The organism is Marinomonas sp. NPDC078689 (assembly GCF_044542435.1).
GTDB lineage: Bacteria > Pseudomonadota > Gammaproteobacteria > Pseudomonadales > Marinomonadaceae > Marinomonas > Marinomonas arenicola.
Map to the genome: position 1 here is coordinate 273,560 of NZ_JBITUJ010000001.1, position 16,973 is coordinate 290,532.

Sequence of the window (16,973 nt, forward strand, 5' to 3'; positions counted from 1 at the left end):
ATGGAAATCGGCGTCACTATGGATCGAATTGATAAAGACATACTAAAGATTATTCAAAGCGATGGGCGACTCTCTACGGCAGAATTGTCAGAGAAGGTTGGTTTGTCACCCTCACCATGTGCAAGACGTTTAAAGCGCCTAGAGGAGGAAGGTTACATTGAGTCCTACCAAGCGCGCTTAAACAAAACAAAAGTCGGCATAGGCATGAGTTTCTTTGTGGACGTGCGTTTGAATAATCATCAGGCGTCGTCGGTTGAGGATTTTGAAAGGGATATTTCGGCTATAGAAGAAGCCATTAATGTGCATATTGTTTCTGGCGCTTACGATTACCTAGTGGAAGTGGTGAGCAAAGATTTAGCCGGCTTTGAAGCCTTTACCAGAAAGCTGCATCGCTTATCCAGTGTGAAAGACTTCCATACGCACCTTGCTGTGCGTCAAGTGAAAGGCAACACGGCCTTGCCGATTTACCTTTAAAACGAGATGGGATGAGCGCGCTAATAAAAGTGAATGGGCTAACTCGTGCGAAACTTCTGCATTTTTAAATGAGCGAAAAGAAAGGGGTTTTGATAGAATCCCGCCCAACAGTAAAAAATTGCATAAAACACGTTTTGTATCCAATAAAAACGTGCATAAAAGAGAATCCTATAAAGATGAGTCAAGAATTTATTAGTAAAGTCGATGAGCGTCGCACGTTCGCCATCATCTCTCACCCGGATGCTGGTAAGACTACGATTACCGAAAAATTGTTGTTGCTTGGGCAGCTTATTCAAACCGCAGGTTCGGTAAAAGGGCGCAAAGGCGATAAGCATGCGACCTCAGACTGGATGGCCATGGAGAAGCAACGTGGTATCTCTATTACGTCTTCTGTCATGCAGTTTCCTTATAAAGGTCGTACCGTCAATTTGTTGGATACACCTGGGCACGAAGATTTCTCGGAAGATACTTATCGCACATTGACCGCTGTTGACTCAGTGTTGATGATCATCGATGGCGCAAAAGGGGTCGAGGATCGCACGATCAAATTGATGGATGTCTGTCGCTTACGTGATACGCCTATTTTAACCTTCATCAATAAAATGGACCGTGATATTCGTGACCCTATTGATTTGTTAGATGAAGTCGAAGACGTTTTGAAAATTGCTGCGGCCCCCATTACCTGGCCGATTGGTATGAGCGACTTCTTTAAAGGGGTCTACAACCTTTATACCGATACGATTCATGTGTTTGTTCGTGGCCGCGGACATACCTTGATGGACGATATTCGCATTGAGGGTTTGCAGTCGGATGAAGCCAAAGAATTGCTTGGTGATGACTGGGAAGCTTATGTTGATGAAATCGAATTGGTGCGCGGTGCAAGTCATGAATTTGATCAAGAAGCGTACTTAAATGGTGAATTAACGCCTGTGTTTTTTGGTACGGCACTGTCTAACTTTGGCGTACGTGAAATGTTAGATGGCTTTGTTGAGTGGTCACCATCACCGATTGGTCGTGAAACCAACACTCGTAAAGTAGAAGCGACGGAAGAGAAGTTTTCCGGCTTTATCTTTAAAATTCAAGCCAATATGGACCCGAAACACCGTGACCGTATTGCTTTTATGCGAGTGTGTTCAGGGACTTATAGTCGTGGTATGAAAATGCGCCATTGCCGCTTAGGCAAGGACATTAAAATTACCGATGCGGTGTCCTTTACCGCCGGTGATCGAGAAGGGGTTGAAGAAGCTTTTTCTGGTGACATCATAGGTCTGCATAACCATGGCACGATTCAGATCGGTGATACGTTCACCGAAGGTGAAGACCTTAAATTTACCGGTATTCCACACTTTGCGCCTGAACTTTTCCGCCGTGTTCGCCTTAAAGACCCAATGAAGATGAAGGCCTTGCAGAAAGGTTTGCAACAACTGTCTGAAGAAGGTTCGACACAGTTATTTATGCCACAGCGCAATAATGAGCTGATTGTTGGTGCGGTTGGTCAGCTGCAGTACGAAGTGGTGGCTTACCGTTTGAAAGATGAGTACAAGGTTGAGTGTATTTACGAAGCGGTTAACGTCAACAGTGCGCGCTGGGTTGATTGTGAAGATCCAAAGCGTTTTGAAGAATTTAAACGAAAATGTGCAGATAACTTGGCAATCGATGGCGGCGGACATTTGACGTATTTGGCGCCAACCCGCGTAAACCTGATGATGGCTGAAGAAAAGTGGCCTGAAGTTTCGTTCCGTTCAACGCGAGAGCATTGATCAATACTTGACTATTTTACTAGGATAAGAGGATAATTTGATTATTCTTAAATTAGGTTTAGTGGTATCAAAATGAGTGTTGTTGAATCGGCAAATCCCATCGAGTTTACTTCGGCGGCGGCAGCTAAGTTGCAAACTCTGATTGAGGAAGAAGAAAACGATCGCTTAATGTTACGAGTCTATGTGACAGGAGGCGGTTGTTCTGGGTTTCAGTATGGTTTTACGTTTGATGAAGAGCATCAAGAAGACGATACAGAAGTTCAGCGAGATGGTGTGACGCTAGTGGTAGATCCTTTGAGCTTTCAGTACTTGGTTGGTTCAGAAGTGGATTACCAAGAAAACTTGGAAGGTTCTCGCTTTACCGTGAAAAACCCTAATGCGACATCAACTTGTGGTTGTGGCGCAAGCTTTAGCATCTAGTTCTTTGTTTGAATATTAAAAAGGCCCTTCAGTTTTGAAGGGCCTTTTTTTTGCATTGATAGAAAAAGTCATGCCTTTGTATAAAGGTAATTGCTTTTTCTGTTGGTTTCTTTGAGTGCTTGAGCGTGGCTGTTGAGCGGTGGGTAATGCCCAATGTACAAAAGCCCCATTTTTTTGTCACCAAGAACAATAGGGCGAAGGCTCGCGCCTTGGGTTCGCCAAAGTCGTAAGCCATAAATGTCGGGTGTTTTATTGTCTTCCTCTGACGGCGGCGGTGTGAGCAAGGGGTATAAAGGCGACAGTTGATCCGGCTCGCCGTCTAGATCCAGCAGAATATGGTAGTAGGTAATCTGCTGGCCGATAAATTCGGGCGTGTAAGGGGTTTTTAATAAGGGCAGTGTATTTTCCTTTGGGATGTGTGAGAAAAAATACGGTATTTCTGGTGACCCTTGATGGGCAGACAGCAGAACGGTCATTTCGACGGGGTTGCCGTAAGCAGGTTTTACTGGAATGCGAAAGCGTAGCTGCTTTTTTGCCGGCTGCTTTTTTATTTCAGGCTCTTGATAACTGTTGCTGTTGATGACCGGCGCGTCAGATTGGGCTCTGTTGGGAGGGGCTTGTAAGAAAAGACGCCATTCTTTGTTGTCTATATTGAGCTCTTCTGGAGACAGAATGGATAGCTCAGTGTTTAATATGTGATTAAGAATGTGTTCGATCAGATTTGCAAAAATACTAGATGAAGCTGTTAGTGGTGTTTTTTGTTCGCTGTCTAAGTGAATTTCTTTCACTTCATTCGCGGCCGTGCTTAGGTCCACAGAGTCTTTCTGTGTCATCAAAGGACGGTTTTTTAATTTGCCTGTCGCCTGAGGTTTGTTCGGCTGAGTTCCGACTCTATTTAAAGCTTCTATAAATAGCATTGGATGAATCCTTTATGAGATACAAAGGATATCGGCCAAATTCCAGGTAAGTTTAGTGAAATAGCCTGTTTTTTAAACAGCTAGGCTATTTCACTGACGTTCTTAGCGAAGTAGGTTGGAAAGCTTTGGGTTAGCTTCTAACGCTGCGCGGTAAAAAAGTGCAACCTTACCAATCGTTTGGACCACTTCACACTTCATAATTTTACTGATTTCTGCAATCAGTGCTGTTCTTACGTCACGATCCATGACGCTAATACGAACCTTGATTAGCTCGTGATCTTCTAGAGCACGATCGATTTCGGTTAGTACCGATTCCGTTAAGCCGTTACCTGCGATCATAACAACAGGATTAAGGGCGTGACCAATTAAGCGATATTGCTTTTTTTGTGCGTTTGTCAGACTCATAATAAAAATTTCTCATCTTAGTTAACCCTCTTTATTGGAGGCTTTAGAGGTTAAGCGATATTATAGCGGAATATAGACTGATTTAGGTATGATGAAACCGTGGCAAGATCAAAAAGTAGTAATAGTTGGATGAAGGAACATTTTGACGATCCATATGTCAAAAAATCCCAGCAAGATGGTTATCGCTCTAGAGCCAGCTATAAGCTGATAGAGATTAACGATAAAGACAAATTGTTCCGCCCTGCGATCAGGGTGGTTGATTTGGGGGCGGCCCCTGGTGGGTGGTCTCAAATCGCAGCGAAACTGGTTGGGGATAAGGGCACGATAGTCGCGTCTGATATTCTTGAAATGGCGCCTTTGCCAGGTGTCACCTTTGTGCAAGGTGATTTTACTGAGCAAAGTGTCTATGAAGCCATTTTGGCAGAAATGGGGGATGAAAAGGCAGATCTTGTAATTTCAGATATGGCCCCCAATATGAGTGGTAATAGTGCGTCTGATCAGCCTCAGGCTATGTATCTTGTAGAGCTGGCTTTGGATATGGCGGCGCAAGTGTTGCGTCCTGGCGGGAACTTCTTGGTGAAAGTGTTTCAAGGAGAGGGTTTTGAGGAATATCTCAAAGCTATGCGTGCGCAGTTTGCGAGCGTTGTAACACGAAAACCGGAAGCATCGCGTGCACGTAGCCGCGAAGTTTATTTATTAGGAAGACAATACAAAGGTTAATTAAGCGTGTTCTGGTATGATACTGGAAACATTAAATATAACCGTTTAGAGGTGAGCTCTTGAACGATATGCTGAAAAATATACTGTTGTGGTTGGTCATTGCCGCTGTGCTACTGACCGTATTCAACAATTTTAATACGACATCTGACACAAATCGAATTTCTTATTCTGAGTTCGTCCAAGAGGTTCATGATGGCCGCATCGCGAAAGTGGTTGTTGATGGTTATACCATTAGCGGTACGCGCACCAGTGGTGACACTTTTGATACGGTTCGCCCAGCGGCGGCAGATCCAAAGATCATGGATGACTTGTTAAGCAATAAAGTCGTTGTAGAAGGCAAAATGCCTGAGCGCCAAAGTATTTGGACTCAGCTGCTGGTAGCCAGTTTCCCTATCTTGCTTATCTTGGCCATTTTTATGTTCTTTATGCGCCAGATGCAAGGCGGTGGCGGTGGTAAAGGCGGCCCTATGTCCTTTGGTAAATCAAAGGCGCGCTTATTACCAGAAGATCAAATTAAAACAACCTTTGCCGATGTGGCAGGTTGTGACGAAGCAAAAGAAGACACCGAAGAGTTAGTCGACTTCTTAAGAGAGCCGAGTAAATTTCAGCGCTTAGGCGGTAAAATACCTCGTGGTATTTTGATGTGTGGTCCTCCAGGTACTGGTAAAACATTGCTGGCTAAAGCGATTGCTGGTGAGGCAAAAGTGCCTTTCTTCACCATTTCTGGTTCTGACTTTGTTGAAATGTTTGTGGGTGTGGGTGCATCTCGTGTACGCGACATGTTTGAACAAGCGAAAAAACACGCCCCTTGCATCATCTTTATTGATGAGATTGACGCAGTAGGTCGAAATCGTGGTTCCGGTATGGGCGGCGGTAATGATGAGCGCGAGCAGACATTGAACCAATTGTTGGTTGAAATGGATGGTTTTGAAGGCAACGAAGGTATTATCGTTATTGCGGCGACTAACCGTCCTGACGTGCTAGACCCTGCGTTGTTGCGTCCTGGTCGTTTTGACCGTCAAGTACAGGTTGGTTTGCCTGATATTCGTGGTCGCGAACAAATTCTTAAAGTGCATTTGCGTAAAGTGCCTTGTGATGATGATGTTGAACCGAAAAACATTGCACGTGGTACACCGGGTTTCTCTGGTGCCGATTTGGCTAACCTAGTCAATGAAGCAGCGTTGTTTGCAGCACGCTCTAATCGCCGTTTGGTGAATATGGAGCAGCTTGAACTGGCGAAAGACAAAATCCTCATGGGCGCAGAGCGCAAAACCATGGTGATGAATGAGAAAGAGAAGCTGAATACGGCTTATCATGAAGCGGGTCACACCATCATTGGTTATTTAGTGCCTGAGCATGATCCTGTTTATAAAGTGTCTATTATTCCTCGTGGACGCGCCTTGGGTGTAACCATGTATTTGCCTGAAGAAGACAAATACAGTGTGAGTAAGACAGGTCTTGAGAGCCAAGTTTGTAGTTTGTATGGCGGCCGTATAGCAGAAGAAATCATTCATGGTTTTGATGGCGTATCGACCGGTGCATCGAATGATATTGAGCGCGCAACAAGCATTGCTCGAAACATGGTGACGAAATGGGGCTTATCTGAAAAACTAGGACCATTCGCCTATGAAGAAGACGATAATAGTGGCAGCTATATCTCAGGCCCAACAGGAAGCAAGGCAAACTACTTCTCTCCTGAAACTGGCAAAATAATTGACGCCGAAGTTCAGGATATTATTAATCGTTGTTACGAAAAAGCATCACAAATCCTAAATGACAACCGCAGCAAGCTGGATGTTATGGCAGAGGCTTTGATGCAATATGAAACGATTGATGCAAAACAAATCAAAGAGATTATGGATGGCAAGAAGCCATCTCCACCAGAAGGTTGGACGGATCCAAGTGGCAATGCGCCAGCGGGTGATGCTAAGTCTGAAAACGATGAGACAAAAGCGTCTGATCAAGAGGTAGAAGAAGCAAAAGTAGAGACTCAAGATGATCTTGATTCTTCTGCTAATCCTGCGAGCTCTACTAACTCTAAAATATCGGGTGAGTCTTAACTCACTCGATAGTCATGTCTATGGATAGTGAATGTCTTTTATGACCTTTGGAGACAAGTCGCTCGACTTGTCTCGTCCTCATGTAATGGGGATATTAAATGTCACCCCAGACTCATTCTCTGATGGCGGGTCTTATTCTTCCCTTGATGATGCTTTAGCGAAAACCGAAAGAATGATTTTGGATGGTGCAAGCTTCATTGATGTGGGAGGAGAATCCACTCGGCCAGGTGCCCTTCCTGTTAGTGTTGAAGAAGAAATGGATCGCGTGCTGCCGGTTGTTGAAGCCATTAAAGCGCGCTTTGATACGATTATTTCTGTTGACACCAGTACTCCCTCGGTAATGTCTGAAAGTGCGCGTTTAGGGGCTGGACTGATCAATGATGTGCGAGCGTTAGAGCGAGAAGGTGCGCTCCAAGCAGCGGCCAACACTGGATTGCCTGTTTGTCTTATGCACATGCGAGGCAGTCCAAGCACCATGCAGGATGATGTGGTGTATGATTCTGTTGTAGAGGAAGTGAACGCGTACTTGATGGCACGTGTTGCGGCTTGTGAAGCGGTTGGTATTGGTCGAGATAAATTGATTTTGGACCCCGGTGTCGGCTTTGGAAAATCTTTGCCACACAATCTTGCGCTGTTAAATCACACGGTAGATTTTAGGCGTAAAGGGTTTCCTGTTTTGATCGGGTTGTCGCGTAAAACAATGATTGGTGAGGTGCTAAACGTGCCTGTCGATGAGCGTCTTTATGGAACCATGGGGGCGAACGCTGCGACCTATTCCCAAGGTGCTCGATTATTTAGAGTTCATGATGTGAAGCCTCATGTGGACATGTTAGAGCTGATGTATCGTATTGAGAGAGAAGTATAATGCGCAAGTATTTTGGAACGGATGGAATTCGAGGTAAGGTCGGCACGACGCCAATTACGCCAGAATTTATGTTAAAACTTGGCTGGGCTGCTGGTCAGGTGTTTAAAGAGAAAGATAAGAAAATCTTAATCGGTAAAGACACGCGCATTTCTGGCTATATGTTTGAGTCGGCGTTGGAGTCTGGGATTGTGGCGGCGGGCGCTGATGTGCGTCTTGTTGGGCCTATGCCAACACCAGCTATTGCTTATTTAACGCGAACCTTCCGTGCAAGTGCCGGCATTGTCATTAGTGCTTCTCACAATCCTTATACGGACAACGGTATTAAGTTCTTTTCTGCCGAGGGTGGAAAAATTTCAGATGAGCTTGAAGAGCGAATTGAATATTACCTAGATCAGCCAATGGAAGTGGTTGATTCAAGTTTGATTGGTCGGGCTAGACGCATTGAAGATGCGGCTGGGCGCTACATTGAATATTGCAAAGGGACTTTTCCGATCGGCCTTCAGCTGAGCGGTTTGAAAATTGTTGTTGATTGTGCCGATGGTGCAACCTATCACGTTGCACCTCGTGTGTTCTCTGAGTTGGGTGCGGATGTTATCGCCATTGGTATTAGTCCAGATGGGCTGAATATTAATGAGATCAGTGGTGCCACTAAACCAGAGCTATTGCGTGAAACCGTATTGGCTGAAAAAGCAGACATTGGTATTGCGCTCGATGGTGACGGCGATCGATTGATTTTGGTTGACCATAATGGTGTTGTGCGCGACGGCGATGATGTCTTGTATGTGATTGCTAACCACTTGATGCAAACTGGCCGCTTTAGCGGTGGTGTGGTTGGTACCTTAATGAGTAATTTCGGTCTTGAGTTGGCGTTTTCTGAAAGCGGAATTGGCTTTAGTCGGGCCGCCGTAGGCGACCGATACGTTAACGAAAAATTGGTTCAGCATGGCTGGGTGTTAGGTGGTGAGCCATCAGGGCACATTGTTTGTCGTTCTATTACGACCACGGGAGACGGCATTATAGCGGCTCTTCAAGTGCTTAGAGCCATGATCGAAGAAGAAAAAACACTAGAAGAATTGCTAAAAGGTTTGGTTAAGTTTCCACAGAAACTGAAAAATATCCGTGTAGAGAAGCGCTTTGTGCCAACGGAAGTGCCTTCTTTGCAAAAAGCCATAGCGGTGGCCAACGAGCGATTAAATGGCTTGGGGCGTGTGCTTTTGCGCGCTTCTGGAACAGAGCCTTTGATTCGCGTTATGGTTGAAGGCCGAGATGATGAAACGGTTGATGAGCTGATCGAATATTTAGTCGATGAAGTGAATGCTGTGGTGGCGGGTTAATTTGTATTGATGCGTTAAGGTGTTTTTGCTTTAGGCAAAAATAAATGCTTGAAACAATGCGCGCCATTCCATAGAATGGGCGCCTCGAATTTAAGGGTTAGAGTATGATTCGTCAAAAAATAGTTGCGGGTAACTGGAAAATGAATGGCTCGACAGAGTCAATTACAGCGCTTGTAACTGATTTGCTTAAGGCGGGTCACTCTAATTCTGAAGTGGTTGTATCTCCTTCGTTCCCTTACTTGCATTTAGTGTCTACTTTATGTGCCCAGAGCGATCTGATCAAACTGGCTGCGCAAAATGTAAGTGACAAAGAAAGCGGCGCTTTCACTGGCGAAGTATCGGCTTCAATGTTAGAAGATTTTGGCGTTAAGTATGTCTTAGTAGGGCATTCAGAGCGTCGCTCCCTTTATGGGGAAACTGATGATCTTGTCGCTTTGAAAATACAGTCACTGCTTAATAAAGATTTTACTCCTATGTTTTGCATTGGTGAAACATTGGAAGAGCGTGAAGCAGGGCAAACACTGGCTGTTTGCGAAAGACAAATTCAAGCAGTTTTGAGTTTGTTGGGTGTGGAAGCGTTTAATCGTATAGTAATTGCCTACGAACCTGTTTGGGCAATTGGTACAGGACTATCGGCAACATCAGAGCAAGCGCAAGAAGTGCATTGCGGGATCAGAGCTTTCATCGCTAAATCCTCAGACCTTGTTGCTCAGCGTGTTCAGATTCTATATGGCGGCAGTGTAAAGGCGTCAACCAGTCGTGCTTTATTTGCGATGCCAGATATAGATGGTGCTTTGGTAGGTGGTGCATCACTTGATGCAAAAGAATTTTTAGAAATAGTAAAAGCGGCAGGTTAATTTAATGGAAGCACTTGTGTTAGTTCTGCATGTATTGGCGGCGATTTTGATTATCGCTCTAGTATTGCTACAGCAAGGTAAAGGTGCAGACGCTGGAGCCTCTTTTGGTGGTGGCGCTTCTCAAACTGTATTTGGTAGTCAGGGTAACAGTAGCTTCTTTGGTCGTATGACGGCTGTGTTTGCGCTAGTGTTTTTCTTGACAAGCTTTGGCTTGGCATATTTTGCCAGCGAAAAAGCAAACGGTGTTTCTGGTGCTCACGATTTGGCACCTATCGCGTCTCAAGTAGATGACAGCGTTGAAATGCCTAAACTAGGTGATGATAAGAAATCCTCAGATACAACGTCCGATTTACCAACAACTAATTAGTAAATTGGAACGTAGTGTGGTTATGCCGATGTGGTGGAATTGGTAGACACGCCACCTTGAGGGGGTGGTGGCCTTAGGCTGTGCCGGTTCGAGTCCGGCCATCGGTACCAATATTGAGTTGACGTTATATTTCCTGTATAGTGTCGTTAGTTTGTCGCGGGGTGGAGCAGTCTGGTAGCTCGTCGGGCTCATAACCCGAAGGTCGTTGGTTCGAATCCAGCCTCCGCAACCAATTTTTACTCAGTGTTGAGTTTTGGAATGACAAGCCATTTTCGAATGGCAGCTCTCTTAATTGTATTCTTAAGGCGAGCTATGAGGACCCCTATATGGGGTTTTTTGTTATCTGCACTGTGACTGGTTATAAATGGAAATGGGCCGCGAGCCCGTTTTTTGTTTCTGCGTTTAGAAAATTACCGTTTCGGAGAAAGCGATTGTCAGCGAAATATACGATTTTAGAAGAACTAATCCGACCTGTCGTAGAAGGTTTGGGGTTTCAATTTTGGGGAATGGAATACTTATCTCAGGGTAAGGATTCTGTGCTTCGTATCTTTATTGAAACCGAAGCTGAGAAAGGGATAGATGTCGAAGATTGTGCTCAAGTCAGCCGACAAGTCAGCTCTATCCTAGACGTTGAGGACCCAATTACAGGGGAATACAACCTAGAGGTATCTTCTCCTGGGTTGGATCGTCCGTTGTTTGATCTGGTTCAGTACCAAGCTTATGTAGGATCTATTGTTTCTCTGCGCTTACGTGTTCCATTTGATGGACGTCGCAAGTTTAAAGGGCAGTTAGTGGGTATCGAAAACGAAGACATCGTTATCCGTGTAGACCAAGAAGAATACCTATTGCCAATCGACTTGATCGAAAAGGCAAATGTTGTTCCACAATTTTAAAAATTAACCTTGAAGAGAGGCTAAAAGGATGAGCAAAGAGATTCTTTTGGTAGTGGAAGCCGTTTCCAACGAAAAAGATGTTCCGAAACAAGTTATTTTCGAAGCCGTTGAAATTGCTTTAGCTAGTGCTGCCAAACGTCGTTTTGAAGAAGACGCCGTTATTCGTGTTTCTATTGATCAGCGTACAGGTGATTATAAAACATACCGTCAATGGAATATCGTCGCTGATGAAGATTACTCTGCGCCAGCTTCCGAATTAACAATCGATGACTCCGAAGAACAAGATCTTGGTGTTGGCATCGGTGAAGTGTACGAAGAAGAAGTTGAGTCTGAAGAGTTTGGCCGTATCGCTGCACAAACAGCGAAACAAGTGATCGTACAAAAAGTACGTGAAGCTGAACGTGCAAAAGTGGTTGCTCGATACTCAGAAAAAGTAGGCAAACTGGTACACGGTCAAGTGAAGAAAGTGACTCGTGACAGCTTGATTGTTGATCTTGGTGAAAATGCAGAAGCAGCGTTGCCAAAAGATCAGCTGATTTCTCGTGAAACATTCCGCATGAATGATCGTATTCGTGCCTTGTTGTTAGAAATTCGCGAAGACAATCGTGGTCCACAACTTATTTTGTCACGTAACTCTCCTGCCTTTATGATCGAGTTATTCCGTTTAGAAGTGCCAGAAATCTCTGAAGAAGTGATTGAAATTCGTGGCGCGGCTCGTGATCCAGGCTTACGTGCAAAAATTGCAGTAAAAACCAATGACCGTCGTATTGACCCAATTGGTGCTTGTGTGGGCATGCGCGGCGCTCGTGTACAGGCTGTTTCAAATGAAATGAATGGTGAACGAGTTGATATCGTCCTTTGGGATGATAATCCAGCTCAATTAGTCATCAACGCAATGGCTCCTGCTGAAGTTGATTCTATTGTGATTGATGAAGACGCGCATTCTATGGATGTTGCAGTAAAAAGTGACAACCTTGCGCAAGCCATTGGTCGTAATGGCCAAAATGTTCGTCTAGCTTCAACATTAACAGGTTGGGCTTTAAATGTGATGACGAGCGAAGACGCCGAGGCGAAACAGCAAGAAGAGTCACAAAAGTTGATCGACTTGTTTGTTGATAACTTGGAAATTGACGACGATTTGGCTATTCAAATGGTCGAAGAGGGATTTGCTTCCTTAGAGGAAGTGGCTTACGTCCCAATGGAAGAAATGTTAGACATCGACGGATTTGATGAAGATTTAGTAAACGAATTACGTTCTCGTGCAAAAGAGGCCTTGCTAAACCAAGCGCTTCAAGCTGAAGAACAGTTAGATGGTGCTAAGCCAGCAGCAGACCTTTTAGAGATGGAGGGGATGGATAATCACCTTGCTCTTGTTCTTGCTTCTAAAGGCGTGATCACGATGGAAGATCTTGCCGAGCAGTCTGTTGATGAGCTACTTGATATCGACGATATGACAGAAGAGCGTGCCGGCACACTCATCTTGACTGCGCGTGCACCATGGTTTGCTGAATCTGAGTAAAATCTGAGTACATAAGGGGGAACTTAATGACAGTTCAAACCGTAAAGATACTATCCGAATTGGTGGATACACCAGTCGATAAGCTACTGGCTCAGATGAAAGACGCTGGTCTTCCTCAAAAGAGTGAAAATCAAGACGTCTCTGATGTTGAAAAGCAAATACTGTTAAACTATTTAAAACGTCAGCACGGCGATGAGGATGATGGAGCGCAGCGTATTACATTGCAGCGTAAAAAGACCAGTACCTTGTCCCGCAGTGATGGCGGTAAAGCAGTTAATGTTGCTGTTAAGAAAAAGCGCACTTATGTGAAGCGAAATGATGCCGATGAGGAACTTCAGAAGCAACAAGAAGTTCTTGCGCAGCGTCAGGCCGAAGAGCAGGCGCGTCTAGAGGCCGAAGAACAGGCTCGTCTTGAAGCTGAGCGCAAGCTTGAAGCGGAAAAGGCGGCAAAAGCCAAAGCTGAAGCCGAAGAAAAAGCACGTCAGGAGGCGGTGAAATCCACTGTTTCAAATGCTGATGTGCAAAACGATACGGAGCAGAATGACTCCGATATAGGAGCGGCAGAACCCGTGGAAGCACCAAAACAGCCTAAAGTGACGAAAAAAGCGTCTCAACCAGCGATGGACAATAAAAAATCGCCAGTTGCGCCTAAAGGTAAAAAAGGGGCCCCTCGCCAAGACGGCGATAACAAGCCTCGTGGCCGTAATAACTCAGATAACAAGCGTTCCCGCGTAAATGTAAACGGCGATGATGATTTCCGTCGCGGTAAACTGGGACGTAAAGGTAAGAAACCTTCTAAGCAAGAACACGGCTTCCAAAAACCGACAGCGCCTCAGATCCATGAAGTTGCTCTGCCGGAAAGCATTACTGTTGCTGATCTTGCAGAAAAAATGTCAATCAAAGCCGCTGAAGTGATCAAGGTGATGTTTAAAATGGGCGCAATGGCGACCATTAACCAAACTATTGACCGCGATACAGCGACCTTGGTTGTTGAAGAAATGGGTCACACGGTTAAATTCATCGATGAAAACGCAGTCGAAAATGACATGCTTGAAGCCATCGATTATGAAGGTGAAGCAATCAAACGCGCACCTGTTGTGACGGTAATGGGTCACGTAGACCATGGTAAAACATCGCTACTTGATTACATCCGAACGACTCGTGTTGCCGCGGGTGAGTCTGGTGGTATTACACAGCACATTGGTGCTTACCACGTTGAAACACCACATGGCATGATCAGTTTCCTAGACACACCTGGACACGCCGCCTTTACTTCTATGCGTGCACGTGGTGCGAAAGCAACAGACATTGTTATTCTTGTTTGTGCTGCGGATGACGGTGTTATGCCACAGACAATCGAAGCGATTCAGCATTCTCGTGCAGCCGGTGTTCCTATGGTTGTTGCGATGACTAAAATCGACAAAGATGGCGCTGACATTGATCGTGTTAAAAACGAATTAGTGGCTCAAGAAGTTGTGCCTGAAGAATGGGGTGGTGACATCCAATTCGTTGGTGTTTCTGCTAAGTCTGGTGAAGGCATCGAAGCGCTTCTAGAAGCGGTTCTACTGCAAGCTGAAGTACTTGAACTGAACGCCGTACCTAGCTCTCCAGGTAAAGGTGTTGTGGTTGAGTCTCGTCTTGACCGTGGTCGCGGTTCGGTTGCTACCTTGTTGGTTCAAAATGGTACTTTGCGCAAAGGCGATATCGTTTTGGCTGGTCTACAAATGGGCCGTGTTCGTGCCTTGTTAGACGAAAATGGTAAAGCAATCGACAGTGCTGGTCCTTCTATCCCAGTAGAAATTCTAGGTCTAGATGGTACGCCAGAAGCCGGTGAAGAATTCATCGTGGTGGCTGATGAGCGTAAAGCGCGTGAAGTGGCTAACTTCCGTCAAGGCAAATACCGTGAAGTACGCTTTGCTCGTCAGTATTCTGCGAAATTAGAGAACTTGTTCTCTGAAATGGGCAAAGACGAAGTTCGTACGCTTAATGTTGTGCTTAAAGCCGATGTGCGTGGTTCTTTGGAAGCCCTAATCAAGTCATTGACTGACTTGAATACTGAAGAAGTGCAAGTGAACATCGTTTCTAGCGGTGTTGGTGGTATTACCGAAACAGACGCGACATTAGCGCTTGCTTCTGAAGCGGTTATCTTTGGTTTCAACGTTCGTGCGGACGCATCTGCGAAGCAATTCATTGAGCGTGAAAGCATTGATCTACGTTACTACAGCGTAATCTACAACATTATCGACGATGTGAAATCTGCCTTGTCTGGTATGTTGACTCCAGATCTTCGCGAAGACATCCAAGGTACAGCAGAAGTACGTGATGTATTCCGTTCTCCTAAGTTCGGTTTGATTGCTGGCTGTATGGTTATTGAAGGCACGGTATACCGTAATAAGCAGATTCGTGTATTGCGTGATGATGTTGTTATTTACGAAGGTGAACTTGAGTCTCTTCGTCGCTTCAAAGATGCGGTTAACGATGTTAGTAAAGGCATGGAATGTGGTATCGGTGTTAAGAACTACAACGATGTTAAGGTAGGCGATAAAATCGAGGTTTTTGAAACCGTCGAAGTTGCGCGTACTCTTTAATAGGACAAAATCATGGCAGGCGAATTTAGTCGTACTAGTCGGATTGGTGACCAGCTCCAAAAGGAGCTGGCGTCCTTGATCCAGTTTGAAGTAAAAGACCCGCGTTTAGGGTTGGTTACTATCAACGAAGTGCGTGTGGCCAAAGATTTAGGCTACGCGGACATTTATTACACGGTTTTGGGTAAAGACGATCAGCCAGAAGTGTTGGCTGAAAATCAAGAAGCCCTAGACAGTGCGAAAGGTTTCTTACGTGGCCGTTTGGCAAAAGAAGTAAAACTTCGAGTTATGCCGCATTTGCGTTTCCATTATGACCAGAGTGTGGTCAATGGGTCGCGAATGTCTGCTTTGATCGACGAAGTGATTCGTGATGATGAAGCAAAAAACGGTAACGAAAGCGAGTAATTGGTCGGTATGTCTAAAACAAAATGGCGTTCAGTGGACGGTATTGTCTTACTGAACAAGCCCATCGGTTTAAGTTCAAATCAGGCGTTACAGCGAGTTCGTCGCTTGTACCGGGCAGCTAAAGCAGGCCACACAGGCGCTTTAGATCCATTGGCAACAGGTATGTTGCCTTTGTGTCTGGGAGAGGCGACGAAGTTTTCGCAGTTCCTTTTAGACGCTGATAAGCGTTATCTAACCTGTATTCAGCTAGGTAAAAGAACCACAACGGGTGATCGTGAAGGCGATGTGCTGACCGATGAGCCGGTTCCTTCTTTAACAGAAGACGAGCTTGAGTCTGTGCTTGATCGTTTTCGTGGCGACATAGAACAAATTCCCCCGATGTATTCTGCGCTTAAGCACGAAGGCAAACCTTTGTATGAATACGCCCGCAAAGGCATTGTCATCGAACGTAAACGTAGACAGGTTACTATCTCTGATCTGACGTTAGTGTCGAGAACAGAAGACTCGCTTACTTTGGATATCCAGTGTTCTAAAGGCACCTATATTAGAACGATTGGCGAAGACATTGGTGAGGCATTAGGTTGCGGAGCGCACTTGAAGTCCTTGCATCGTATTTCAACGGCAGGCTATGCCCCAGAGGGTATGTTAACCCTTGAAGAGTTTGAAGCGATTGCAGAGCAAGGTGAAGCGGCCCTTGATGCCCATTTAATGCCGATGGATTCAGCGGTAGACTATTTGCATCGCATAGAATTGCCGACCCACGATACTAAGGATATGTTGTTTGGTCGTACGGTTTCTAGCCCTATCCCATTAGAGGAAGGTCGCTTACTGAGACTCTACGATCAAGACAGTCAGGACTTCCTTGGGTTGGGCAAAATCAAAGAGACAAATATTCGTCCGCATCGACTATTAAATACCAGCGAGAGCGCGAATAAATAGCAGTGAGTTCTGCTAAAAAGAGTGTTAAACTTGCAGGCTATAGGGTAACTGAAAATATGCTCGGCTACCCTGTATTTTTTTATAGCATATTAATTTGGAGTTATAGATTATGGCATTATCTGCAGTATCAAAAGCAGCATTGGTTAAAGAGTTTCAAGTAGCGGAAGGCGACACTGGTTCTCCTGAAGTTCAAGTAGCATTGTTGACTAAGAACATCGAAGGTCTTCAAGGTCACTTTAAAACTCATATCCATGACCACCATTCTCGTCGCGGTCTAATTCGCATGGTAAACCAACGTCGTAAATTGTTGGATTACCTTAAGCGTAAAGACGCTGCACGTTACACTAGTTTGATCAAAAAACTAGGTCTGCGTCGCTAAGACTGAGGAAGGGCCATAAGTTATTATGGCCCTTTTTTTATTTATTGGTCTCCCAAGGGACAGCCTGTACTTCA

17 protein-coding genes and 2 tRNA genes are annotated in these 16,973 nt (G+C 45.1%); 17 read left to right on the top strand and 2 right to left on the bottom strand.

All coding sequences use genetic code 11. From position 1 onward, the window contains the following. Window positions 1-18: 18 nt before the first annotated feature. From ACIGBN_RS01170 to erpA, 3 genes are all read left to right on the top strand, one after another. Complete coding sequence (locus ACIGBN_RS01170) at window positions 19-474, top strand: Lrp/AsnC family transcriptional regulator (protein ID WP_133001861.1); 456 nt, start codon at window positions 19-21, stop codon at window positions 472-474. Between the two features lie 176 nt (window positions 475-650). Then, a complete protein-coding gene (locus tag ACIGBN_RS01175) occupies window positions 651-2,234 on the top strand; it encodes a peptide chain release factor 3 (protein ID WP_133001860.1) in 1,584 nt (527 codons plus the stop codon). Window positions 2,235-2,306: 72 nt separating this feature from the next. Beyond that, window positions 2,307-2,654 carry an iron-sulfur cluster insertion protein ErpA gene (gene erpA / locus ACIGBN_RS01180; protein WP_115896802.1) on the top strand — a complete coding sequence of 116 codons (348 nt, stop codon included), beginning with the start codon at window positions 2,307-2,309 and terminating at the stop codon, window positions 2,652-2,654. Between the two features lie 68 nt (window positions 2,655-2,722). Here erpA and ACIGBN_RS01185 read toward each other — a convergent pair whose 3' ends face one another. Together ACIGBN_RS01185 and ACIGBN_RS01190 are read right to left on the bottom strand one after the other, a co-directional pair. Continuing rightward, window positions 2,723-3,571 carry a hypothetical protein gene (locus tag ACIGBN_RS01185; RefSeq protein WP_133001859.1) on the bottom strand — a complete coding sequence of 283 codons (849 nt, stop codon included), beginning with the start codon at window positions 3,569-3,571 and terminating at the stop codon, window positions 2,723-2,725. 102 nt (window positions 3,572-3,673) lie between these two features. Continuing rightward, window positions 3,674-3,976 carry a YhbY family RNA-binding protein gene (locus tag ACIGBN_RS01190; RefSeq protein ID WP_133001858.1) on the bottom strand — a complete coding sequence of 101 codons (303 nt, stop codon included), beginning with the start codon at window positions 3,974-3,976 and terminating at the stop codon, window positions 3,674-3,676. A 99-nt stretch (window positions 3,977-4,075) separates the two neighbouring features. On the opposite strand from ACIGBN_RS01190, the gene rlmE reads away from it, so the two are divergent. The 14 genes from rlmE (at window position 4,076) to rpsO (ending at window position 16,899) form a co-directional block, all read left to right on the top strand. Beyond that, entirely contained in the window at window positions 4,076-4,696 is a 621-nt protein-coding gene (gene rlmE / locus ACIGBN_RS01195) for a 23S rRNA (uridine(2552)-2'-O)-methyltransferase RlmE (protein WP_133001857.1), read from the top strand. Between the two features lie 59 nt (window positions 4,697-4,755). Next, window positions 4,756-6,756, top strand: a complete 2,001-nt coding sequence (gene ftsH, locus ACIGBN_RS01200) for an ATP-dependent zinc metalloprotease FtsH (protein ID WP_243711913.1) — start codon at window positions 4,756-4,758, stop codon at window positions 6,754-6,756. Window positions 6,757-6,787: 31 nt separating this feature from the next. Further along, window positions 6,788-7,621 carry a dihydropteroate synthase gene (gene folP, locus ACIGBN_RS01205; RefSeq protein WP_396663207.1) on the top strand — a complete coding sequence of 278 codons (834 nt, stop codon included), beginning with the start codon at window positions 6,788-6,790 and terminating at the stop codon, window positions 7,619-7,621. After that, the gene (gene glmM, locus ACIGBN_RS01210) at window positions 7,621-8,955 is read left to right on the top strand and encodes a phosphoglucosamine mutase (protein ID WP_133001854.1); all 1,335 of its coding nucleotides are present in this window, start codon (window positions 7,621-7,623) and stop codon (window positions 8,953-8,955) included. The genes folP and glmM overlap by 1 nt, the downstream gene beginning before the upstream one ends. Window positions 8,956-9,059: 104 nt before the next feature. Beyond that, the gene (gene tpiA, locus ACIGBN_RS01215) at window positions 9,060-9,812 is read left to right on the top strand and encodes a triose-phosphate isomerase (RefSeq protein ID WP_133001853.1); all 753 of its coding nucleotides are present in this window, start codon (window positions 9,060-9,062) and stop codon (window positions 9,810-9,812) included. Window positions 9,813-9,816: 4 nt separating this feature from the next. Then, window positions 9,817-10,179: a preprotein translocase subunit SecG gene (gene secG, locus ACIGBN_RS01220; protein ID WP_341562307.1), complete on the top strand. Its 363-nt coding sequence runs from the start codon at window positions 9,817-9,819 to the stop codon at window positions 10,177-10,179. A 24-nt stretch (window positions 10,180-10,203) separates the two neighbouring features. Further along, window positions 10,204-10,289, top strand: a tRNA-Leu gene (locus ACIGBN_RS01225). Window positions 10,290-10,334: 45 nt separating this feature from the next. Continuing rightward, window positions 10,335-10,411, top strand: a tRNA-Met gene (locus ACIGBN_RS01230). A 199-nt stretch (window positions 10,412-10,610) separates the two neighbouring features. Further along, complete coding sequence (gene rimP / locus ACIGBN_RS01235) at window positions 10,611-11,072, top strand: ribosome maturation factor RimP (RefSeq protein WP_133002116.1); 462 nt, start codon at window positions 10,611-10,613, stop codon at window positions 11,070-11,072. A 28-nt stretch (window positions 11,073-11,100) separates the two neighbouring features. After that, window positions 11,101-12,591, top strand: a complete 1,491-nt coding sequence (gene nusA / locus ACIGBN_RS01240) for a transcription termination factor NusA (protein ID WP_133001851.1) — start codon at window positions 11,101-11,103, stop codon at window positions 12,589-12,591. 26 nt (window positions 12,592-12,617) lie between these two features. Beyond that, window positions 12,618-15,179 (top strand): translation initiation factor IF-2, encoded by a 2,562-nt coding sequence (gene infB / locus ACIGBN_RS01245; RefSeq protein ID WP_133001850.1) that lies wholly within the window; start codon window positions 12,618-12,620, stop codon window positions 15,177-15,179. Between the two features lie 12 nt (window positions 15,180-15,191). Continuing rightward, a complete protein-coding gene (rbfA, locus tag ACIGBN_RS01250; RefSeq protein WP_115896791.1) occupies window positions 15,192-15,581 on the top strand; it encodes a 30S ribosome-binding factor RbfA in 390 nt (129 codons plus the stop codon). A 9-nt stretch (window positions 15,582-15,590) separates the two neighbouring features. Next, window positions 15,591-16,520, top strand: coding sequence for a tRNA pseudouridine(55) synthase TruB (gene truB / locus ACIGBN_RS01255; protein WP_133001849.1), 930 nt, complete (start codon window positions 15,591-15,593; stop codon window positions 16,518-16,520). A 109-nt stretch (window positions 16,521-16,629) separates the two neighbouring features. Next, window positions 16,630-16,899 (top strand): 30S ribosomal protein S15, encoded by a 270-nt coding sequence (gene rpsO, locus ACIGBN_RS01260; RefSeq protein WP_133001848.1) that lies wholly within the window; start codon window positions 16,630-16,632, stop codon window positions 16,897-16,899. Window positions 16,900-16,973: the final 74 nt, after the last annotated feature.